The sequence below is a fragment of the Streptomyces sp. NBC_01506 genome (genome assembly GCF_045040295.1).
Classification (GTDB): Bacteria; Actinomycetota; Actinomycetes; order Streptomycetales; family Streptomycetaceae; genus Streptomyces.
Genome location: NZ_CP109422.1, coordinates 2,468,284 through 2,488,803, shown reverse-complemented (window position 1 = coordinate 2,488,803; position 20,520 = coordinate 2,468,284). Strand labels below are relative to the sequence as shown.

At 70.9% G+C, this 20,520-nt stretch carries 24 protein-coding genes; 18 read left to right on the top strand and 6 right to left on the bottom strand.

Annotation, left to right across the window (positions count from 1 at the left end):
* Positions 1 to 3: 3 nt before the first annotated feature.
* From leuD to OG329_RS10465, 3 genes are all read left to right on the top strand, one after another.
* The gene (gene leuD / locus OG329_RS10475; RefSeq protein ID WP_405801758.1) at positions 4 to 612 is read left to right on the top strand and encodes a 3-isopropylmalate dehydratase small subunit; all 609 of its coding nucleotides are present in this window, start codon (positions 4 to 6) and stop codon (positions 610 to 612) included.
* Between the two features lie 104 nt (positions 613 to 716).
* A complete protein-coding gene (locus OG329_RS10470; RefSeq protein ID WP_242573407.1) occupies positions 717 to 944 on the top strand; it encodes a hypothetical protein in 228 nt (75 codons plus the stop codon).
* Between the two features lie 142 nt (positions 945 to 1,086).
* Positions 1,087 to 1,737, top strand: a complete 651-nt coding sequence (locus OG329_RS10465; RefSeq protein WP_405794348.1) for an HU family DNA-binding protein — start codon at positions 1,087 to 1,089, stop codon at positions 1,735 to 1,737.
* A 98-nt stretch (positions 1,738 to 1,835) separates the two neighbouring features.
* Here OG329_RS10465 and OG329_RS10460 read toward each other — a convergent pair whose 3' ends face one another.
* Positions 1,836 to 2,036, bottom strand: coding sequence for a hypothetical protein (locus OG329_RS10460; RefSeq protein WP_405794346.1), 201 nt, complete (start codon positions 2,034 to 2,036; stop codon positions 1,836 to 1,838).
* A gap of 17 nt (positions 2,037 to 2,053) precedes the next feature.
* The gene (cofC, locus tag OG329_RS10455) at positions 2,054 to 2,821 is read right to left on the bottom strand and encodes a 2-phospho-L-lactate guanylyltransferase (RefSeq protein ID WP_405801756.1); all 768 of its coding nucleotides are present in this window, start codon (positions 2,819 to 2,821) and stop codon (positions 2,054 to 2,056) included.
* Positions 2,822 to 3,008: 187 nt separating this feature from the next.
* Between cofC and OG329_RS10450 the strand changes: the two genes are divergently transcribed.
* The 3 genes from OG329_RS10450 to OG329_RS10440 are packed head-to-tail and all read left to right on the top strand — an operon-like array spanning position 3,009 to position 5,951.
* On the top strand, positions 3,009 to 3,761 hold the full coding sequence (locus OG329_RS10450) for a lysophospholipid acyltransferase family protein (RefSeq protein ID WP_405794344.1): 753 nt from the start codon (positions 3,009 to 3,011) through the stop codon (positions 3,759 to 3,761).
* The gene (locus OG329_RS10445) at positions 3,758 to 4,759 is read left to right on the top strand and encodes an NAD(P)H-dependent glycerol-3-phosphate dehydrogenase (RefSeq protein WP_405794343.1); all 1,002 of its coding nucleotides are present in this window, start codon (positions 3,758 to 3,760) and stop codon (positions 4,757 to 4,759) included. The genes OG329_RS10450 and OG329_RS10445 overlap by 4 nt, the downstream gene beginning before the upstream one ends.
* A gap of 34 nt (positions 4,760 to 4,793) precedes the next feature.
* Positions 4,794 to 5,951, top strand: coding sequence for a D-alanine--D-alanine ligase family protein (locus OG329_RS10440; protein WP_405794341.1), 1,158 nt, complete (start codon positions 4,794 to 4,796; stop codon positions 5,949 to 5,951).
* A gap of 43 nt (positions 5,952 to 5,994) precedes the next feature.
* On the opposite strand, the gene OG329_RS10435 is transcribed toward OG329_RS10440, so the two are convergent.
* Entirely contained in the window at positions 5,995 to 6,468 is a 474-nt protein-coding gene (locus OG329_RS10435; RefSeq protein ID WP_405801755.1) for a DUF3515 domain-containing protein, read from the bottom strand.
* A gap of 32 nt (positions 6,469 to 6,500) precedes the next feature.
* Entirely contained in the window at positions 6,501 to 6,734 is a 234-nt protein-coding gene (locus OG329_RS10430; protein ID WP_078074875.1) for an Lrp/AsnC ligand binding domain-containing protein, read from the bottom strand.
* Positions 6,735 to 6,914: 180 nt separating this feature from the next.
* On the opposite strand from OG329_RS10430, the gene OG329_RS10425 reads away from it, so the two are divergent.
* Both OG329_RS10425 and thiD read left to right on the top strand, forming a co-directional pair.
* The gene (locus OG329_RS10425; RefSeq protein ID WP_405801754.1) at positions 6,915 to 7,877 is read left to right on the top strand and encodes a thiamine-phosphate kinase; all 963 of its coding nucleotides are present in this window, start codon (positions 6,915 to 6,917) and stop codon (positions 7,875 to 7,877) included.
* A 100-nt stretch (positions 7,878 to 7,977) separates the two neighbouring features.
* Positions 7,978 to 8,796, top strand: a complete 819-nt coding sequence (gene thiD, locus OG329_RS10420) for a bifunctional hydroxymethylpyrimidine kinase/phosphomethylpyrimidine kinase (RefSeq protein ID WP_405794339.1) — start codon at positions 7,978 to 7,980, stop codon at positions 8,794 to 8,796.
* Positions 8,797 to 8,933: 137 nt separating this feature from the next.
* Here thiD and rpmB read toward each other — a convergent pair whose 3' ends face one another.
* Complete coding sequence (rpmB, locus tag OG329_RS10415; protein WP_003957616.1) at positions 8,934 to 9,119, bottom strand: 50S ribosomal protein L28; 186 nt, start codon at positions 9,117 to 9,119, stop codon at positions 8,934 to 8,936.
* Between the two features lie 259 nt (positions 9,120 to 9,378).
* Between rpmB and OG329_RS10410 the strand changes: the two genes are divergently transcribed.
* The 10 genes from OG329_RS10410 to mutM all read left to right on the top strand — a co-directional run bounded on the left by OG329_RS10410 (position 9,379) and on the right by mutM (position 19,402).
* Positions 9,379 to 11,073 carry a DAK2 domain-containing protein gene (locus tag OG329_RS10410; RefSeq protein WP_405794337.1) on the top strand — a complete coding sequence of 565 codons (1,695 nt, stop codon included), beginning with the start codon at positions 9,379 to 9,381 and terminating at the stop codon, positions 11,071 to 11,073.
* A gap of 108 nt (positions 11,074 to 11,181) precedes the next feature.
* Positions 11,182 to 11,517, top strand: coding sequence for a cupin (locus tag OG329_RS10405; RefSeq protein WP_405794336.1), 336 nt, complete (start codon positions 11,182 to 11,184; stop codon positions 11,515 to 11,517).
* Positions 11,518 to 11,588: 71 nt separating this feature from the next.
* On the top strand, positions 11,589 to 13,793 hold the full coding sequence (gene recG / locus OG329_RS10400) for an ATP-dependent DNA helicase RecG (RefSeq protein WP_405794334.1): 2,205 nt from the start codon (positions 11,589 to 11,591) through the stop codon (positions 13,791 to 13,793).
* 197 nt (positions 13,794 to 13,990) lie between these two features.
* Positions 13,991 to 14,572 carry a 16S rRNA (guanine(966)-N(2))-methyltransferase RsmD gene (rsmD, locus tag OG329_RS10395; RefSeq protein ID WP_405794333.1) on the top strand — a complete coding sequence of 194 codons (582 nt, stop codon included), beginning with the start codon at positions 13,991 to 13,993 and terminating at the stop codon, positions 14,570 to 14,572.
* A 26-nt stretch (positions 14,573 to 14,598) separates the two neighbouring features.
* Positions 14,599 to 15,078: a pantetheine-phosphate adenylyltransferase gene (gene coaD, locus OG329_RS10390; protein WP_405801753.1), complete on the top strand. Its 480-nt coding sequence runs from the start codon at positions 14,599 to 14,601 to the stop codon at positions 15,076 to 15,078.
* A 135-nt stretch (positions 15,079 to 15,213) separates the two neighbouring features.
* Entirely contained in the window at positions 15,214 to 16,422 is a 1,209-nt protein-coding gene (locus tag OG329_RS10385) for a cell division initiation protein (protein ID WP_405794332.1), read from the top strand.
* Between the two features lie 222 nt (positions 16,423 to 16,644).
* Positions 16,645 to 17,253, top strand: coding sequence for a YceD family protein (locus OG329_RS10380; RefSeq protein WP_405794330.1), 609 nt, complete (start codon positions 16,645 to 16,647; stop codon positions 17,251 to 17,253).
* Between the two features lie 2 nt (positions 17,254 to 17,255).
* The gene (rpmF, locus tag OG329_RS10375) at positions 17,256 to 17,429 is read left to right on the top strand and encodes a 50S ribosomal protein L32 (protein ID WP_003965982.1); all 174 of its coding nucleotides are present in this window, start codon (positions 17,256 to 17,258) and stop codon (positions 17,427 to 17,429) included.
* Positions 17,430 to 17,448: 19 nt separating this feature from the next.
* Positions 17,449 to 18,336, top strand: a complete 888-nt coding sequence (rnc, locus tag OG329_RS10370) for a ribonuclease III (RefSeq protein ID WP_405794328.1) — start codon at positions 17,449 to 17,451, stop codon at positions 18,334 to 18,336.
* A gap of 205 nt (positions 18,337 to 18,541) precedes the next feature.
* Positions 18,542 to 19,402: a bifunctional DNA-formamidopyrimidine glycosylase/DNA-(apurinic or apyrimidinic site) lyase gene (gene mutM, locus OG329_RS10365; protein ID WP_405794326.1), complete on the top strand. Its 861-nt coding sequence runs from the start codon at positions 18,542 to 18,544 to the stop codon at positions 19,400 to 19,402.
* Positions 19,403 to 19,459: 57 nt separating this feature from the next.
* Here the strand turns inward: mutM and OG329_RS10360 are convergent, their stop codons facing one another.
* Positions 19,460 to 20,389: a CAP domain-containing protein gene (locus tag OG329_RS10360; protein ID WP_405794325.1), complete on the bottom strand. Its 930-nt coding sequence runs from the start codon at positions 20,387 to 20,389 to the stop codon at positions 19,460 to 19,462.
* Positions 20,390 to 20,520 lie beyond the last annotated feature (131 nt).

Here is a 20,520-nt window from a genome sequence, read left to right as displayed (position 1 = left end):
GCCATGGACGCTTTCACCGCACACACCGGCCGGGCCGTCCCGCTGCGCCGCAGCAACGTGGACACCGACCAGATCATCCCGGCCCACTGGCTGAAGAAGGTCACGCGCGACGGCTTCGAGGACGGCCTGTTCGAGGCATGGCGCAAGGACCCGGACTTCGTCCTCAACCGGCCCGAGCGCCAGGGCGCCTCGGTCCTGATCGCCGGATCCGACTTCGGCACCGGCTCGTCGCGCGAACACGCCGTGTGGGCGCTGCAGAACTTCGGTTTCCGCGCCGTCATCTCCTCCCGGTTCGCCGACATCTTCCGCGGCAACTCCCTCAAGAACGGTCTGTTGACGGTCGTTCTGGAGCAGCGCGTCGTGGATCACCTGTGGGAGCTGACCGAGGCGCACCCCACCGCGGCCGTGACGGTGGACCTCGAAGCGCGCCAGGTACGCGCCGAGGGCCCCGACGGAGCAACGGTGACCGCTGATTTCGAGCTGGACGAGAACGCCCGCTGGAGGCTCCTCAACGGCCTCGACGACATCGGTCTCACCCTGAAGAACGAAGCGGACATCGCTACGTACGAAGCCTCCCGGCCGTCCTTCAAACCCCGCACAATTGCCGTCTGATCAGCGCTTTTCCCCACCTGCGCCCTCTGCCTCCCGGTAGGGGGCGCAGTGCCTTGTTGAGACCCCGTCGGGCGACAACTCGCCCCAGATGGCACAATCGGTGCATGGAACGCGACAGCCAACTCGAGCTTTACGGAGTGGTCGCCGACCGGCTCAAGGAAGCGCACGCTACGGTGCGCGCACTGCAAGTCCCGGAGGGCGTACGGATGGCGCTGACCCGGAAGCTGCTGGTCATCACGGCCGCGGCCAAACACGATCTCTTAGACGCGGCACGTCGTCTGGACCGCTTGATGAAGGACCTCGACGAGGGTCGATTCCCGGAAGGCGACTGAAGCCGCGGAACTCCGCGGGGTCGACTTCGTTGCGGCACTAGGGTGATTAGCCCGTTTCGTGTTTGATTTGCGGTATATATCTGCCTAACGTGCGGAAAAGCTTGAACACTTTCGTTCTGGCAATGTCTCCGAAGGGGAAGACGTGAACAAGGCGCAGCTCGTAGAAGCAATTGCGGACAAGGTCGGCGGTCGCCAGCAGGCGGCCGACGCGGTCGACGCGGTACTGGACGCTGTTGTCCGCGCCGTCGTCGCGGGTGAGCGGGTCTCCGTCACCGGCTTCGGTTCGTTCGAGAAGGTCGACCGTCCGGCCCGTTACGCGCGCAACCCGCAGACGGGTGAGCGGGTCCGGGTCAAGAAGACGTCGGTGCCGCGTTTCCGCGCGGGACAGGGCTTCAAGGACCTGGTGAGTGGCTCGAAGAAGCTTCCCAAGAACGACGTGGCCGTCAAGAAGGCCCCCAAGGGCAGCCTCTCGGGCGGTTCTTCCACCCGTACGACCGCCAAGGCGGCGGCCAAGAAGGCCACCGCCAAGAAGGCCACGGCGAAGAAGACCGTAGCCAGGAAGACCGCGACCGCGAAGAGGGCCGTCAAGAAGACCTCGGCCGCCGCCAAGAAGACGGCCACGAAGAAGGCCACGGCGGCCAAGAAGTCCACCGCCAAGAAGGCGAGCGCGGCCAAGAAGGCCACGGCGAAGAAGACCGCCCCGGCCAAGAAGGCGACCGCCAAGAAGGCGCCCGCCCGAAAGGTGGCCGCGCGCACGACCACCGCCAAGAAGGCCACCGCGAGGAACAAGTAAGCGGCACAAGGCCGTAGGGCCACTCACGCGCCGGGCCGGGCTCCCTTCGGGGGAGCCCGGCCCGCGGCGTTGTCGCGTCGAAAAGCCTGTGACGGCCCTCAGAACGTCTGAAGCGTCACCAGGGTGATGTTCCCGCTGTCCCCGTCCGCGCGTTCGATACGGACCCGCTGGCCGGGTCGCAGCAGCCGAAGACCGCCCGCGTCGAACGCCGCGGCGTCGAAGTCCACCGGAGTCCCGTCGTCGAGCAGCACACTGCCGCTGCGGGTCTCGGATTCGAAGGTGTACGCGGTCGCCTGCATACCCGCCAGCGTATCGGTCAGCATCCCGGCCGCGCCCCGCAGACGGGGTCGGGGAGCGGGGCGGGAACGGCGCCCGGGGCGGGGCCCGCCCCGGGGCCCGAGGCCGTCCGCGGGGCCGCGCGGCGTCGCGCCGTGTACGGGCCGAGCCCCAGGACCGCGGCGGCCAGCAGATCCTCGCCCGTATCGACGTCCCGCCGTACGGAATCCACACCGGCGAGGACAATTTCCGTGGCACCCGAGGACAAATGCCGGTGCCGCGAAGCGCCGCCGAATGCCGGATTCAATTCCGAGCCGGGCCGCGCGGCCAGCAAAGTCGTACCGATTTCGGCGGCGTCCGCGAGAAATGCGCGCGGAAAATCCCCGGCGGCCATGAGCACGCGCGCCAGCTCCGCCGGTCGCAGCGCCGGCAGATCGGCGTTGAGCGCCGCGACGGCGGCCCCTGGCCTGCCCGCCCTGACCGCCCGCGCGCCGTGCGCCAGCGCGGCGTTGAGCCCGGCGGCCGGACTGTCGGGGACGGTGCGCGCGCCCAGCGCCGTCAGTTCGGCCGCGGCCAGCGCGTCGTCGGTGACGACCACCACGTCGCGTACGACGGGGCAGGCCAGCGCCGCGGCCACGGTGTCCTGGGCGAACGCCAGCGCCAACTGGGGCCGCAGCAGATCGCCCGCCGATCCGGCGAGCCTGCTCTTGGCCACCACGAGCGGCTTGAGCGGGACGACCAGGGACCAGGCGGCGATCGGGTCGGTGTTCGTGGCGGGCTCTCCGTCCTTGCGCGTGCGGACCTCTATTGTTGCCCGACCGCGCCGCGCGGCGCGGTACAGGGCCCGCGACGCCCCGGGAATGGCGAACTGAGCCCGCAGGTCCGGTCCGCGGGCCGGGGCGTACGGTGTCCTCGACAGAGCAGAGGGCTGGGGCGACACTTGACGCCCAGCAGCCAGGGCCGGCCCAAGCCAGGCCACAGAGAAAGGTGTCCGAGTGTCCCGCCCCAGAATCGGCTTCTGGTACCGCCTGGCAGCGGTCATCGCGAAACCGCCGTTGATCGTTCTGTTCAAGCGGGACTGGCGGGGAATGGAACACATTCCGGCCCACGGCGGATTCATCACCGCCGTGAACCACAACTCGGCTCTGGACCCTCTCTCCTACGGACACTTCCAGTACAACACCGGCCGGGTGCCGCGACTGCTCGCCAAGGCGGCGCTGTTCGACCTGCCTTTCGTCGGCATGATGCTCCGCGGTACCGGACAGATTCCCGTCTATCGCGAGAGCTCCAACGCACTGGACGCATTCCGGGCCGCCGTGAACGCCATCGAGCGCGGGGAATGCGTCGCGTTCTACCCCGAAGGCACCCTCACCCGCGACCCGGACATGTGGCCGATGACCGGCAAGACCGGTGCGGCACGTGTGGCCCTCCTTACGGAGGCGCCGGTCATTCCCGTCGCGCAGTGGGGCGCCAATCTGGTGATACCGCCGTACGCGGAGAAGAACAAGGTCCGCCTCTTTCCGCGCCGGACGCTGCGGGTGAAGGCCGGACCGGCGGTCGACCTCTCCCGTTTCTACGGGAAGGAACCGACGCCCGAACTCCTGCGCGAGGTCACCGAGGTCATCATGGCCGCCATCACCGAACTGCTCGCCGAGGTACGCGGCGAACCGGTGCCCGCCGCACCGTACGACCACCGCAAGGCAATGGAAGAGAAGCGGCGCAAGGCCGCGGAAGAGGGGTTGCAGTGACGCGCGTCGCGGTCTTCGGGACGGGATCGTGGGGAACGGCGTTCGCCATGATTCTCGCCGACGCGGGTTGCGAGGTGACTCTCTGGGCCCGCCGCCCCGAGGTCGTCGACGCGGTCAACAACACCCGCACCAATCCGGAGTATCTGCCGGGCCTCGAACTGCCCTCCTCCGTACGGGCCACCACCGACCCGGCACAGGCCGCAAGGGACGCCGAGTTCACCGTCCTCACCGTCCCCTCGCAGACCCTGCGCGCCAATCTCGCCGAGTGGGCCTCGCTGCTTCCGCCGGACACCGTCCTCGTCTCCCTGATGAAGGGCGTCGAGCTGGGCACCGCGAAGCGCATGAGCGAGGTGATCGGCGAGGTGGCCAAGGCGCCGGCGGACCGCGTCGCCGTCCTCACCGGCCCCAACCTGGCCGGCGAGATCGCCGCCAGGCAGCCTGCCGCCGCCGTCGTGGCATGCACCGACGAGGCGGTGGCCAACCGGCTCCAGGCGGCCTGCCACACGCCGTACTTCCGCCCGTACACGAACACCGACGTGGTCGGCTGCGAACTCGGCGGCGCCGTCAAGAACGTCATCGGGCTCGCCGTCGGCATCGCCGACGGCATGGGACTCGGCGACAACACCAAGGCGTCGCTGATGACGCGCGGCCTGGCCGAAACCACCCGGCTGGGGCTGGCGATGGGCGCCGACCCGCACACCTTCTCCGGTCTCGCCGGAATGGGCGATCTGATCGCGACCTGTTCCTCGCCCCTGTCGCGCAACCACACCTTCGGCACCAACCTCGGGCGCGGCATGACGCTGGAGCAGACGATCGCGGCGAGCACGCAGACCGCGGAGGGCGTCAAGTCCTGCCAGTCCGTGCTGGATCTGGCCCAGCGGCACGATGTCGACATGCCGATCACCGAAACGGTCGTGAGCATCGTGCACGAGGGGAAGCCCCCGCTCGTCGCGGTGAAGGAGCTGATGGCGCGCAGCGCCAAGCCCGAACGCCGCTGACTCGGCGGCGGTCAACGGGTAACCTCATCGCGATATGAGCAGCGAGAACCTCCCCCAGAGCCCTGAGCAGCAGCTCCGTAAGCCGCGTGTGGCGGTCGTCTTCGGCGGCCGGAGTTCCGAGCACGCCATCTCGGTGGTCACGGCCGGCGCCGTACTGCGCTCCATCGACCGTACGAAGTACGACGTGCTGCCCATCGGCATCACCACGGACGGACGCTGGGCGCTCACCGCCGACGAACCCGACCGTATGGGCATCGCCGACCGCAGGCTGCCGAGCGTCGAGGAACTGGCCGAGTCCACGGAGGGCGACGTCGTCCTGTCCGTCGACCCCGGCAACCGCGAGGTCGTCTACAGCGAACAGGGCTCCGTGCCCAAGGCACTCGGCGAGGTCGACGTCGTCTTCCCGGTGCTGCACGGCCCGTACGGCGAGGACGGCACGCTCCAGGGCCTGTTGGAGCTCTCCGGTGTCCCGTACGTCGGAGCGGGCGTCCTGGCGTCGGCCGTCGGCCAGGACAAGGAGTACATGAAGCGGGTGTTCCGCTCGTACGGGCTGCCCGTCGGGCCGTACGAGGTGATCCGCCCGCGCGAGTGGCGGCTCGACCCGTCCGGCGCGCGCAAGAGGATCGTGGACTTCGCCGCCGAGCACGGCTGGCCGGTCTTCGTGAAGCCCGCACGCGGCGGATCCTCCATGGGCATCACCAAGGTCGACGCCCTCGAAGGGCTGGAGGACGCGATCGAGGAGGCGCAGCGCCACGACCCGAAGATCCTGGTCGAGTCGCTGCTGCGGGGCCGGGAGATCGAGTGCGGGGTGCTGGAGTTCGAGGACGGGCCGCGCGCGAGCGTGCCCGCCGAGATCCCGCCCGTCACGTCGCACGAGTTCTACGACTTCGAGGCGAAGTACATCGACGCCGCCCCCGGTCTGGTGCCCGCGCCTCTTACGAAGGAGCAGACGGCCGAGGTCCAGCGGCTCGCCGTCGAGGCGTTCGACGCCGCGTCCTGCGAGGGACTGGTCCGCGCGGACTTCTTCCTTACCGAGGAAGGCGATTTCGTCATCAACGAGATCAACACCATGCCGGGCTTCACGCCGATCTCGATGTATCCGCGGATGTGGCAGGAGAGCGGCGTCAGCTACCCGGAGCTGATCGACCGGCTGATCGAGGCGGCGCTGCGCCGTCCGACCGGACTGCGCTGAGCACGACGCGGGCACCACGGGGCGTAGGCGCTGTGTGCGTCCCCTAGAGGCTGGGCGGCACCGTGTCGGCGACCGGTTCCGCGAGGTCCGTGAGCGGCCCGATGTCGTGCATGAACCGCTCGTCCAGCGTGACCTCGACATACGTCTCGCGGTACGTGGTGGTGAACCGGGGGCCCGAATCCCGTTCCTCCAGCATCCAGTTGACGCCGTCCACCTCCACGCCCTCGGCCTGGGGGTCGCTCATCCGCTCGGGCCGGGGGACGCCGCAGCGCAGTACGATCGCGGCGTCCCCCCACCCGGCGGTCAGCTCGGAACCCGGCTCCGGATCACTCCGGTCGTGGCCCGCGACGGTCTTCGGCAGCTCCTTGTCCAGTGCGCGGCAGAGCGCCGCCTCCTGCGCCGGCGGGCTGGGAACCGGGACCTTTGCCGGGGCGTCCGTGGAGGAGCAGCCGACTGTCACGGCGAGCACGAGGACGGCGGGCAGGCGGGCGTAACGAGGGCCGGATAGCCTGCGCATCGGAAAGGTCACCGGCCAAGCGTAGACGGGGGCTACAGGTGCACGACCGGGCAGGTCAGGGTGCGGGTGATGCCGTCCACTTGCTGGACTTTGGCGACCACCATGCGGCCAAGATCGTCCACGGTGTCGGACTGGGCCCGCACGATCACGTCATAGGGACCGGTGACGTCCTCGGCCTGTATCACTCCAGGGATCTTCGCGATGGTCTCGGCGACGATGGTCGCCTTGCCCACCTCGGTCTGAATAAGGATGTACGCCTGTACCACGGAACCTCCAGGGCGGCCACGAGGATCTTGTGGGGGAGAAGGGACGCCACGGTATCGCGTCACCCAGTGCCGCGGGGAGACCTGCGCGTACGGCGGCACCGGCGGCGTGACGTACGGGGCAGTGAAGTTGACGTACAGGTCGGCCGGATCCGCCGGCCGCACGACGAGAGGTGGGACTCGGTGAAGGGCACCGTGGGCGAGTTGGGGGAGTTCGGACTCATCAGGGAGCTCACGTCCCGGCTCACGACCACCCCGGCGGTCCGGCTCGGGCCGGGCGACGACGCCGCGGTGGTGGCCGCACCCGACCGCAGGGTCGTGGCGAGTACGGACGTCCTCCTTGAGGGGCGGCACTTCCGCCGCGACTGGTCGACCGCGTACGACGTGGGGAGGAAGGCCGCCGCACAGAATCTCGCCGACATCGCGGCGATGGGGGCGGTCCCGACGGCGCTGCTGCTCGGCCTGGTCGTCCCGGCCGAACTCCCGGTCACCTGGCCCACCGAGCTGATGGACGGCATCCGCGACGAGTGCCAGGTCGCGGGCGCCGCGGTGGTCGGCGGCGACGTCGTACGGGGCGAGACGATCACCCTCGCGATCACCGCGCTCGGCGATCTGCGCAACCACGAGCCGGTGACACGGTCGGGCGCGCAGCCGGGCGATGTCGTCGCGTACACCGGCTGGTTGGGCTGGTCGGCGGCCGGGCACGCGGTGCTGTCGCGCGGATTCCGCTCGCCGCGCGCCTTCGTCGAGGCGCACCGGCGGCCCGAACCGCCGTACCACGCGGGGCCGGCGGCGGCGGGACTCGGTGCGACGGCGATGACGGACGTGAGCGACGGTCTCGTCGCCGACCTCGGGCACATCGCCGAGGCCAGCAAGGTCCGTATCGATCTGCGGTCGGGGCTCATCGACATCCCGTCGCAGATGAACGACATCGGGCAGGCGGTGGGCGTGGATCCGCTGCAGTGGGTGCTGACCGGGGGAGAGGACCACGCGATCGTCGCGACGTTCCCGGCGGACGCCAAACTGCCCGCCAGGTGGAAGGTGATCGGCGAGGTGCTGAACCCGTCGGCGCTGCCGCAGGTGACGGTGGACGGGGCGCCGTGGACGAGCAAGGGCGGCTGGGACCACTTCGGGGACCCGGCGTAGGGGCTGGGGGGTGTCTTGCCCCCGTTGGGCACGGTGCGGCGGATCGGGGCCCGTGGATGCGGCGGCTCGATGGATCGGGCGGGCCAGTAGATTCGGGGGTATGCCGATATCCCCCCAGTCCGCCGTGCCCTCCCGTACACCGGCCCGAGTCCTCACCGTCGCCGGGTCCGACTCCGGCGGCGGTGCGGGCATCCAGGCGGACCTCAAGACCATGCTGGCGTTCGGCGTGCACGGCATGAGCGTGCTCACGGCCGTCACCGCGCAGAACTCGCGCGGCGTGCAGGGCGCCTGGGAGCTGCCCGTGGAGGCGGTACGGGCCCAGTACCGCGGCGTCGTGGACGACATCGGCGTCCAGGCGGTGAAGACCGGCATGCTCTCGTCGGCGGCGCTGGTGGAGACCGTCGCCGAACTCCTCGCCGGCACGGACGCCCCCGTGGTGGTCGATCCGGTCGGGGTCTCCAAGCACGGGGACTCGCTGCTCGCGGCCTCGGCGCTGGACTCCGTACGCAAGAGGCTGCTGCCGACGGCGACCGTCGCCACCCCCAACCTCGACGAGGTGGCCCAGTTGACCGGCGTGCGGGTGCGGGACGAGGCGGGAATGGCGCGTGCCGCCGCCGCCGTGCTCGCCTTCGGGCCGCGCTGGGTGCTGATCAAGGGCGGGCATCTGCCGGGGGACGCCGTGGATCTGCTGACGGACGGCGGCGAGGAGCACTGGCTGCGCGCCCCGCGCCACGACAACCGGCATACGCACGGGACGGGCTGCACGCTCGCCTCGGCGATCGCGGCGGGGCTGGGGACAGGGCAGGGCGTCGTGGAAGCGGTCGTCGCCGCGAAGGAGTACGTGACGGGCGCGATCGCGGCCGGCTTTCCGCTCGGCGGCGGCATCGGCCCCGTGGACCACGCCTGGCGCTTCCGCTGACGTCAACTGCGGGGACACGGTGCGGCAGTTGGGCACGCCACGGTCCCACGGAGCGCGACAGGGCACGGCAAAAAGCCGGTCCACCGAGGTGGACCGGCTTTCAAGGCAACCGCAGGGGCTGCGCTACGACGAGAACGTCAGCGCGAGACCTTGCCGGCCTTGATGCACGATGTGCAGACGTTGAGCCGCTTCGGCGTCCGACCGACCACGGCACGCACGCGCTGGATGTTCGGGTTCCAGCGACGGGACGTACGGCGGTGCGAGTGCGAAATGTTGTTGCCGAAGCCCGGCCCCTTGCCGCAGACGTCGCAGTTGGCAGCCACGGGTCACTCCAAAGACTTCAGATGCACTTACGGTGAATTCCGGCGCGGCAGAATCGTTGACCGATGTCGGCTGCGCCGGGGGAGAAGGCCCGACTCTCGACGGGCAACCGGAGGAGCATACAACGCCCGATCCGGTTGAACGAAACTACCATGGCTGGACCCGCCCTCGTCCCGCCCCCTCTCCCACCTGCCACTACGGTGCGGGCGGACTACCCTGCGGTGCAGTTCGCAGCCCCAGGCCGCCAAGGAGGACCCCCAGGTGCCGCAGACCCTCGACGCCGCAGCGGTACGTACCTGGTGCTCGCTGGCGCTGGACGCCCTGGGCCGGGACCGTGAGGAGATCGACGCGATCAACGTCTATCCGGTCGCGGACGGGGACACCGGCACCAATCTCTATCTGACGGTGGAGTCCGCCGTGCGAGCCGTCGAGGCGGTCTTCGACGCGCACGCGACGGGCACCTCCGTACCGGACCTGCCCGACGCCGTACGGGCCATGGCACACGGGGCGCTGATCGGCGCCCGCGGGAACTCCGGCACGATCCTGGCGCAACTGCTGCGGGGCATGGCCGAGGTGCTGGGCGAGGACGCGACCGGGGCGGGGGTCGGGGTCGGGGCAGACGGGGCGGGCGACGGTGCCGCGCGCGGGGCGGCGGAGGACGGCGGGGACCACCTGGCCAGGGCGCTGCGCAGGGCGGCCCAGTCGGCGCGCGAGGCCGTCGCGCATCCGGTCGAGGGCACGATCCTCACCGTGGCCTCCGCGGCGGCGGACGCCGCGCTGAGCGCCGCGCACCACGTCGCGGCGTACGACAGCGGGGCGGCCGTCCACGCCGCGTACGCCGGGGCCCGCGTCGCGCTCGAGGCGACCCCCGGACAGTTGGCCGTCCTCGGCCGCGCCGGAGTCGTCGACGCCGGCGGACGTGGCCTGCTCGCCGTCCTGGCCGCGCTCGTGGAGGCGGTCACGGGCGACGCCCCGTCCCCCGTCGCACCGGGCGCGCGCCCGCACGAGCTGCCCGCCGTCGTGGAGTCCTGCGACACCGACGACAGCCCCGTCGGCCCCGCCTTCGAGGTGATCTACCTCCTGGAGACGGACGAGGCGGGCGTCGCCCGGCTCCGTAGCCGGCTCGACGCGCTGGGCGACTCGCTCGTCGTGGTCGGCGGCGACGGGCTGTGGAACGTGCACGTGCACGTCGACGACGCGGGCGCCGCGGTGGAAGCGGGTGTCGAGGCGGGACGCCCGTACCGGATCCGGATCACGCACTTCGGCGCCGCCGCCGGGCTCCGGCGGGAGCGGGCACAGCGCGCCGTGGTCGCCGTCGTCCCGGGCGAAGGTCTCGCGGGGCTGTGCGCCGCGGCCGGGGCCACGACGGTGCTCGCGCGCCCCGGGGAGCCGCCGGCGAGCGGGGAGCTGGTCGAGGCCATCCGGCGCGCGCACGCGCACGAGGTGGTGCTCCTGCCGAACGACGCGGAGCTGCGCCACACCGCCGCCGCTGCCGCCGAACAGGCCCGCGCCGAGGGCATCCGGGTGGCCCTCATCCCGACCAGGGCGGCCGTACAGGGCATCGCCGCCCTCGCGGTGCACGAGCCGGGCCGCCGCTTCGACGAGGACGTGGTCGCCATGACCTCGGCCGCCGGCGCCACCCGCTACGCCGAACTGGCCGTCGCCGAGCGGCAGTCGTGGACCATGGCCGGCATCTGCCAGGCCGGCGATCTGCTGGGGCTGATCGACGGCGACGTCGCGGTGATCGGCACCGACCTCGCGGCCACCGCCGAGAGCGTCCTGGACCGGATGCTGTCGGCGGGCGGCGAACTGGTCACTCTCGTGCTCGGCGAGGACGTGCCCGACGCCCTCGCCGAACGCCTGGAGCGCTACGTACGGGACGGACACCTGGCCGTCGACACGGTGGTCTACCGAGGAGGCCGTCAGTCGGTGCCGCTGCTGATCGGTGTGGAGTAGGCGCGGCCACGTAGTGGCCACGGCTTGCACGGGGCGCCGTACCTGTGACGATGGAGGGTAGGCGCACCATGATCGACGCGCGCACCGCCCGAGGTGAGAGGCCCACCGATGGACGACCTGACCGCACTCGCCCGCCATCAGCTCGACGACGCGCGCGCCAGCGCCCACGGCCGGAGCGCACATCTCTTCGTGCACGACGGACCTCTGCGGCAGACGGTCATCGCGCTGACCTCAGGCTCGTCCCTCGACGAGCACAACACGCCTCCGGCGGCCAGCCTTCAGGTGCTGCACGGCCGGGTACGGCTGACCAAGAAGTCCGGCGACCAGGACATGATCGCCGGACAGATGGGGCCGCTTCCCCACGAACGGCACGGCCTCAAGGCCCTGGAGGACTCCGCCGTCCTGCTCACCGCCGTCACCGAGGTCCGCGCCACAAGCCGCTGAACCGGCCCTGACCCGCCCCCGACCTGGGGTTGTCCACAGGTGTGCCACGGATGTCAGTGATGTGGTGTGCAATGGATCGTGTGTCCGCGCTGGATGAATCACTCAAGAAGACGCTCGGTCCCGCCACCGCGAAGGTGATGGCCGAGCAGTTGGATCTGCACACGGTCGGTGATCTGCTGCACCACTACCCGAGGCGGTACGAGGAGCGGGGCCAGCTCACCCGCCTCGCCGACCTCCCGCTGGACGAGGACGTGACAGTCGTCGCCCAGGTCGCCGACTCGCGCGTCCTGAGGTTCAACGGCGGCCGGGGCCAGCGCCTGGAGATCACCCTCACCGACGGCAGCGGCCAGCTCCAACTGGTCTTCTTCGGCAGGGGGATCCACAAGCCGCACAAGGACCTGCTGCCCGGCAGCCGGGGCATGTTCGCCGGCAAGGTCTCGATGTTCAACCGGAAGCTCCAGCTCGCCCATCCCACGTATGTGCCGCTCGGCACGGACAGCGGGGACAGCGCGGACGAGACGGTGGACGCCTTCGCGGGCAAGCTGATCCCGATCTACCCGGCCTGCAAGGGACTGGAGTCCTGGAAGATCACCAAGGCGGTCGACGCGGTGCTGCCGAGGGCGACCGAGGCCGTCGACCCGCTGCCGCCCTCGCTGCGTGAGGGGCGCGGCTTCGTCCCGCTCCCCGAGGCGCTGGTGAAGATCCACCGGCCCGACACCAAGGCCGATGTCGCGGCGGCCAGGGACCGCCTCAAGTGGGACGAGGCGTTCGTGCTCCAGGTCGCCCTCGCCCGGCGCCGGCACGCGGACGCCCAACTCCCGGCGATGGCGCGCAAACCGGTGCCCGGTGGCCTGCTCGACGCCTTCGACGCGAAACTGCCCTTCACCCTCACCGACGGTCAGTTGAAGGTCACACGCGAGATCTTCGACGATCTGGCGACCGAGCATCCGATGCACCGCCTGCTTCAGGGCGAGGTCGGCTCCGGCAAGACGATGGTGGCGCTGCGCGCGATGCTCACGGTGGTGGACGCGGGCGGCCAGGCCGCGATGCTCGCGCCGACCGAGGTGCTCGCCCAGCAGCACCACCGTTCCATCACCGAGATGATGGGCCGGCTCGCCGAGGGAGGCATGCTCGGCGGCGCCGAGACCGCCACCAAGGTGGTGCTGCTCACCGGTTCCATGGGCGCGGCCGCGCGGCGCCACGCGCTGCTCGACCTGGTGACCGGCGAGGCGGGGATCGTGATCGGCACACACGCGCTGATCGAGGACAAGGTGCGCTTCCACGATCTGGGCCTGGTCGTCGTGGACGAGCAGCACCGCTTCGGGGTCGAGCAGCGCGACGCCCTGCGCTCCAAGGGCAAGCAGCCGCCGCATCTGCTGGTCATGACGGCGACGCCCATTCCCCGTACGGTCGCGATGACCGTCTTCGGCGACCTGGAGACGTCCGTCCTGGACCAACTGCCCGCGGGACGCTCCCCGATCGCCACCCATGTCGTGCCGGCCCAGGACAAGCCGCACTTCCTGGCGCGCGCCTGGGAGCGGGTGCGCGAGGAGGTCGGCAAGGGCCACCAGGCGTACGTGGTCTGTCCCCGGATCGGTGACGGCGAGGACGAGCCGAAGAAGAAGGCCGCGGCGAAGGCGGCCGAGGCGGACGGGGACAAGCGTCCGCCGCTGGCCGTCCTGGACATCGCGAAGCAGTTGTCCGCCGGGCCGCTGGCCGGCCTCCGTACGGAGGTGCTGCACGGCCGCATGCAGCCCGACGACAAGGACGACGTGATGCGCCGCTTCGCCGCGGGGGACGTGGACGTGCTGGTCGCGACCACCGTCATCGAGGTCGGTGTCAACGTCCCCAACGCCACCGCGATGGTGATCATGGACGCGGACCGGTTCGGCGTCTCGCAGTTGCACCAGTTGCGCGGCCGGGTGGGCCGGGGGTCCGCCCCCGGCCTGTGCCTGCTGGTCTCGGAGATGCCGGAGGCGAGCCCCGCGCGTGCCCGTCTGGGCGCGGTCGCCTCGACCCTCGACGGCTTCGAGCTCTCCCGTATCGACCTCGAGCAGCGCCGCGAGGGCGACGTCCTCGGCCAGGCGCAGTCCGGGGTCCGCTCCTCGCTGCGGATGCTCGCGGTCATCGAGGACGAGGACATCATCGCAGCGGCCAGGGAAGAGGCCGTGGCCGTCGTCGCGGCGGACCCGGAGCTCGACGCCCTCCCGGAGCTGCGCACGGCACTGGACGCCCTGCTGGACACGGAGCGGGAGCAGTATCTCGACAAGGGCTGAACGGGCCTCACAGGCCCGTTCAGCGGCCCGGCGGGGCTCGTGGGACGGCTCCCGGCGGGCCGCGTCCGGAGCGACGCCATATCGTGGGTGGCGGCGCACGTGCCGCCCGCCGCCACGGCGGGCGGCACCGTGGGCCACGCCCCCGTCCCCGCGATCCGCGCACTCCAGGCACTCCACGAACCGAGGACCCGACACCCATGACCCGCGTGATCGCCGGTGCCGCCGGCGGGCGCCGTCTCGCCGTCCCCCCGGGCAACGGCACCCGCCCCACCTCCGACCGAGCGCGCGAAGGTCTCTTCTCCACCTGGGAGGCGCTGCTCGGCACCCTCGAAGGGCTGCGCGTCGCCGATCTGTACGCCGGCTCCGGCGCCGTCGGCCTGGAAGCCCTCTCCCGGGGCGCCGCGCACACCCTCCTTGTGGAGGCGGACCCCCGGGCCGCCCGCACGGTCCGGGACAACGTCCGCGCCCTCGGACTGCCGGGCGCCGAGGTCCGTACGGGCAAAGCGGAGCAGATCGTGACAGGACCGGCCCCCGAAGCCCCGTACGACATCGTCTTCCTCGACCCGCCGTACGCCGTCACCGACGACGATCTTCGCGAGATCCTGCTCACACTCCGTTCGCAGGGCTGGCTCAACGACGAAGCCGTCGCCACCGTGGAGCGCAGCACCAGAGGTGGGGAGTTCACCTGGCCGAGGGGCTTCGATCCGTTGCGGGCACGCCGCTACGGCGAGGGAACCCTTTGGTACGGTCGCGCCGCCGCACCCGAAGACGCCCGATGACCGGACCGGAGAGCGAGGGAATTCAGTTGCGCCGCGCCGTCTGTCCGGGGTCCTTCGACCCCATCACCAATGGTCACCTCGACATCATTGGCCGTGCCTCCAAGCTGTACGACGTCGTCCACGTCGCCGTGATGATCAACCAGTCCAAGAAGGGGCTGTTCACCATCGACGAGCGGATCGATCTGATCCGCCGCGTCACCGCCGAATTCGGCAACGTCGAGGTGGAGTCGTTCCACGGCCTCCTCGTCGACTTCTGTAAAGAGCGCGACATCCCGGCCATCGTCAAGGGCCTGCGGGCGGTCAGCGACTTCGACTACGAACTGCAGATGGCCCAGATGAACAACGGCCTCTCCGGCGTCGAGACCCTTTTCGTGCCGACCAACCCCATCTACAGCTTCCTCTCCTCCTCGCTGGTCAAAGAGGTGGCGACCTGGGGCGGCGACGTGTCCCATCTGCTGCCTCCGCTGGTGCACGACGCACTGGCCGAACGCCTTGAGAAGCGGTGACGGACGGGGCGCGGAACGGGGCGGCGCACCGGGTCCGGAACTGACGGACCGTCACCTGGTGTCGGGCGCGCGCCGACTGGCCGTACAGTCGTTGCGTCCGTCTCCAACCCGGCTGTAGAGAGTGGCGAGCACACGGTGGACGTGCAGAAGAAGCTCGACGAGATCGTCGACGCGGTGGGGAACGCCCGTTCCATGCCCATGTCGGCCTCCTGCGTGGTCAACCGCGGCGAACTGCTCTCGCTGCTGGAAGAGGTACGCGACGCCCTGCCCGGCTCGCTCGCCCAGGCGCAGGAGCTCCTCGGCGGCCACGAGCAGCTTTCCGAGCAGGCCCGCCAGGAGGCGGAGCGGATCGTCGCGGCGGCCCACACGGAGCGGTCCACGCTGATCTCCGACACCGTGATCGCCCGCACCGCCCAGGAAGAGGCGGACCGCATCCTCGCCGACGCCCGCAGGGACGCCGACGAGATCCGCGCCGAGGCCGACGACTACGTCGACGCCAAGCTCGCGAACTTCGAGGTCGTGCTCAACAAGACCATCGGCTCCGTGGACCGTGGCCGCGAGAAGCTGCTCGGCCGCGGCCCGGGGCTGGACGAGGAGGGGTACGCCGACGAGGACGCCCCGGAGTACAGCGCCGACCCCCAGACCCTGATCCGCCGCGCGGACGACTACGTCGACGCCAAGCTCGGCGCCTTCGAGGCCGTCCTGTCCAAGACCCTCGACGCGGTCGGCCGCGGTCGGCAGAAGCTGCACGGCCGGGTCGCCAGCGACGACCTGGGCCTGCACATGGCGGAGCAGGACGCGGCGGGGCGGCAGGGCCACACCAGCGACGCGGACTATCTCTCCGGTCTCGCCGAGCTGCCGGGGCAGCAGTCGCCCCAGGGCGCCGGGGCCCCGTCCCACCAGCCGACGGAGCCGCGGTCCGCGCCCCCGGTCCCCGAGCAGCCGGTCCAGATCCCGATCCCGGCGCAGGCGCAGGCCCCGCAGCAGTACGCCGACCCCGCCGCCGTCCCGCAGCAGTACGCGGACCCCGCCTACGGCGGTTACCAGCAGCAGGACGCGTACGCCTACCAGCAGCAGGACCCGTACGCGTACCAGCAGGCCCAGCAGCCCGCCTACGACCCGGCCGCCTACGACCCGAACTACAGCCAGGGCTACGGGCAGAACTACGACCAGGCGGCGCAGGACTGGCAGCAGCACCCCGACGCCCTGGCGCAGCAGTCCCCGCAGCAGCAGCCGCATCAGCAGCAGGCGCAGGACCCGCAGGGCGCTCTCGACGAGACCAGCCTGTTCGACACCAGCATGATCGACCTCGAACAGCTCCGCCGGTACGAGCAGGGGCGCTGAGCCCCGCGCGGTGCGCCGTAGCGTCGCCGGGCGTCCCGGCTGGTCGCCGAGGTGCCCCGTACGACCGGATTGGGCCGTAGGCGGCCGGTCAAGTATCCTGGTTCTTCGGTCGCGTGATGTCCGCGATCCGGCCGCCCGCCTCGTACGCGACTCGGCGGCCCACTCCACGATCCGAAAGCAGGAACAGCCCTGAACGCCCGCCTCGACCACCGCAACCCCCTCGTGTTCGACACACACGAGCTGGGTCGGCGTCCCGGTGCGCTCAAGCGGCTGACCCGCTCCGCCGCGGCGCCCAAGGACTTCGGCATCGACGGAGTCATCGGAGTGCCGGAAGGTGCGCCGGTGGAGCTCAGGATCCGCCTCGAATCGGTCATGGAGGGTGCGCTCGTCACCGGCACCGCCCGTGCGACCGCCGAGGGGGAGTGCGTAAGGTGTCTGGAGCCGGTGCGCCAGGACGTGGCAGCGGACTTCCAGGAGATGTTCTCGTACCCTGACGCCGACGACCGGGGCCGCAGCAAGCAGGCGGAACCGGCCGACGACGCCGAGGACGACGAGGACAGGCTCTACATCGAGGACGGACTGTTCGACCTCGAGCCCGTGCTGCGCGATGCGGTGGTGCTCGCACTGCCGATGCAGCCGGTGTGCCGGGAGACCTGCGCCGGTCTGTGTTCCGAATGCGGAATCAGGCTGGACGAGAACCCGGACCATCACCACGACGCCGTCGACATCCGGTGGGCGTCACTGCAAGGACTCGCCGAAACCATCAAGGACGGCGAGAAGGACAACATGGGCGGCGCCGACGCAGGCGCCGACGAGAAGCAGGAGAAGTAGCCGTGGCTGTTCCGAAGCGGAAGATGTCGCGCAGCAACACGCGCCACCGCCGGTCGCAGTGGAAGGCTGCGGTCCCCACCCTGGTTTCGTGTGAGCGTTGCCAGGAGCCGAAGCTCCAGCACATCGCGTGCCCGAGCTGCGGCACCTACAACAAGCGCCAGGTCCTCGAGGTCTGAGCGGCTGGTGAGAGGCTCGATGTCTGAACTGTCCAGTGCCAAGAAGGCAGACAACGTCAGCACAGCCTCGTCCCACACGCTTCTGGAAGGGCGGCTCGGCTATCAGCTTGAGTCCGCCCTTCTGGTGCGTGCGCTGACCCATCGCTCGTTCGCGTACGAGAACGGCGGTCTGCCCACCAACGAACGGCTGGAATTCCTCGGGGATTCGGTGCTCGGACTGGTGGTCACCGACACGCTGTATCGCATCCACCCCGACCTGCCCGAAGGCCAACTGGCCAAGTTGCGGGCCGCGGTGGTCAATTCGCGTGCGCTGGCGCAAGTGGGGCGGGGCCTCGAACTCGGCTCCTTCATCCGGCTCGGCCGTGGTGAAGAGGGCACGGGAGGCCGGGACAAGGCGTCCATCCTCGCCGACACCCTGGAAGCGGTGATCGGCGCGGTCTATCTCGATCAGGGCCTCGACGCGGCGTCCGAGCTGGTACACCGGCTCTTCGACCCGCTCATCGAGAAGTCCTCCAACCTCGGTGCCGGTCTGGACTGGAAGACCAGTCTGCAGGAACTGACCGCGGCGGAGAGTCTCGGCGTACCCGAGTATCTCGTCACGGAGACCGGCCCGGATCACGAGAAGACCTTCACCGCTGCCGCCCGCGTCGGTGGTGTCTCGTACGGCACCGGCACCGGCCGCAGCAAGAAGGAAGCGGAACAGCAGGCGGCGGAGACCGCGTGGCGGTCCATCCGTGCGGACGCGGACGAACGGGCGGCGGCGGCGAAAGCGGCCGTCGAGGTCGAGACCAAGGCCGAAGCCGAGGTCGAGGCCAAGGTCGAGGCCAAGGTCGAGGCCGACGTTGAAGAGGCCGCCGACACCTCTTCGGTGGCGGCTTCGGAATCCGCCGGCCCGGCCAAGTCCTGACCTGGTCCGGTCTGTTCCCTTCCCGGTGCGCCCCTTGTGTCGATACGGCACGAGGGGCGCAGCTCGTACCGGTGCGTTGCCCGCGCCGCCGGTCATTCCCGCGCCGTTCCCAACACCGTCCCCGACCTCCGTCCCCAACTCCCGCCCCGTGTTCGCCCAGTTGGCCTCGGAAGCCCCTGGTCCCGCCGCACCCTGAAGGAGCACCGTGCCCGAGCTGCCCGAGGTCGAAGTCGTACGGCGAGGACTCGAACGCTGGGTCGCGGGACGGACCGTGGCCGAGACCCAGGTGCTGCATCCGCGCGCCGTACGGCGCCACGTCGCCGGCGGCGAGGACTTCGCCGCCCGCCTCAAGGGGCACCGCATCGGCGTCGCCCGACGCCGCGGCAAGTACCTCTGGCTGCCGCTCGCCGACACGGACGCCTCGATCCTCGGACACCTCGGCATGAGCGGTCAGCTTCTCGTACAGCCGGAGTCCACCCCGGACGAGAAGCACCTGCGGATCCGTATCCGCTTCGACGACGACCTCGGCACCGAGCTTCGCTTCGTCGACCAGCGCACCTTCGGCGGGCTCTCGCTGCACGAGAACACCCCCGACGGGCTGCCGGACGTCATCGCCCACATCGCGCGCGACCCGCTGGACCCGGCCTTCGACGACGCGGCCTTCCACACGGCGCTGCGTCTGCGCCGTACGACGATCAAGCGCGCGCTGCTCGACCAGTCCCTGATCAGCGGCGTCGGCAACATTTACGCGGACGAGGCGCTGTGGCGCGCCAAGCTCCACTACGAGCGGCCGACAGCCTCGCTGCCCCGCCCCCGCTCGGTCGCACTGCTCGGCCACGTACGGGACGTGATGAACGCCGCGCTGGCGGTCGGCGGCACCAGCTTCGACAGCCTCTACGTCAACGTGAACGGCGAATCGGGCTACTTCGACCGGTCGTTGGACGCGTACGGCCGCGAGGGCGAACCGTGCCGCCGCTGCGGCACCCCCGTACGCCGCCGCCCCTGGATGAACCGGTCGAGCTACTTCTGCCCCCGCTGCCAACGCCCGCCCCGCGCCGCCGCGTAACGCCGCCCCGTCCCCGCCCGGCCCCGTACTACCCGTGCGTCCGCACCCGCGATCCGCCTAGAAGCCGAAGTCCTGCGTCCACCACGGGCCGCCGTCGGCGAAGTGGGCGCCGATGCCGATGGTCTTGTAGTCGCAGTTCAGAATGTTCTCGCGGTGGCCGTCGCTGGCCATCCAGGAGGCCATCACCGCCTGGGCGTCGGCCTGGCCACGGGCGATGTTCTCGCCGCCCAGGTTGCTGATGCCCGCCTGCTCGGCGCGGTCCCAGGGGGTGTCGCCGTCCGGGTCGGTGTGGTCGAAGAAGTCGCGGGCCGCCATGTCCTTGCTGAACGCCTCGGCGAGAGTGTTCAGGGCCTTGTCGGCGCGCAGCGGCTGACAGCCGGCCTTGGCCCGCTCCTCGTTGACCAGCGCGAGGACTTCCGCCTCGGCGGTCGCCGGGGCGGAGACGGAGGGACGCGGCGCCCGCGGCGGCGGGGTGCGATCGGTGGTCTTCTCGGGCGCGGGCGCGCTGCTGGACGGCTTGGTGCTCGTCCCCTCGCTCCGGCTCGGCGTGGGATCGCTCTCGGGCGTCTTCGCGGGCTTCGACGGGCTCGTGGACGCGGACGGCTCGTCCGGCGTCGACGACGCGGACTTCGACGGCGCGCTCGGTCGGTCGGCGCCGCCGCTCGGCGACGCCGTGGCCCCGTCGGTCGGCTCGGCGGTCGAGCCGCCCTGCTGCTGGAGCTCGGGCGCGCCCGCGGTGCGGACCTGCTCGTTCGGGAGATTCCCGCCGCCGACGGTGTACTGCTGTCCGCCGGGCAGCAGCCCGGATGCCACGGCCACGGCTCCCATGGCCATCGCGGCGGAGGCACCGAGCAGTCCGGTGCGCACGGGGCCACCGATTCCCCTCTTCCGGCCTCGGCCCCGGCCCTGGCCGCGGTGCCGACCTGCCGCACCGTCCGCGTGGTCCTCAGCGGCGGGTGCGCCGGCCGAGCGACTATGGCGTCCCATCTGCTGCGCCTTCCTCGATGTGCCCAGGTGCGCGTGATTGCTCTCGCACCGCTCATGACGTCAATGCGACTCGCCCATTCGGGTGAGGCTCATTTCGACGGGACTGTACGCCAAGCGGGGTGGGGGCGAAG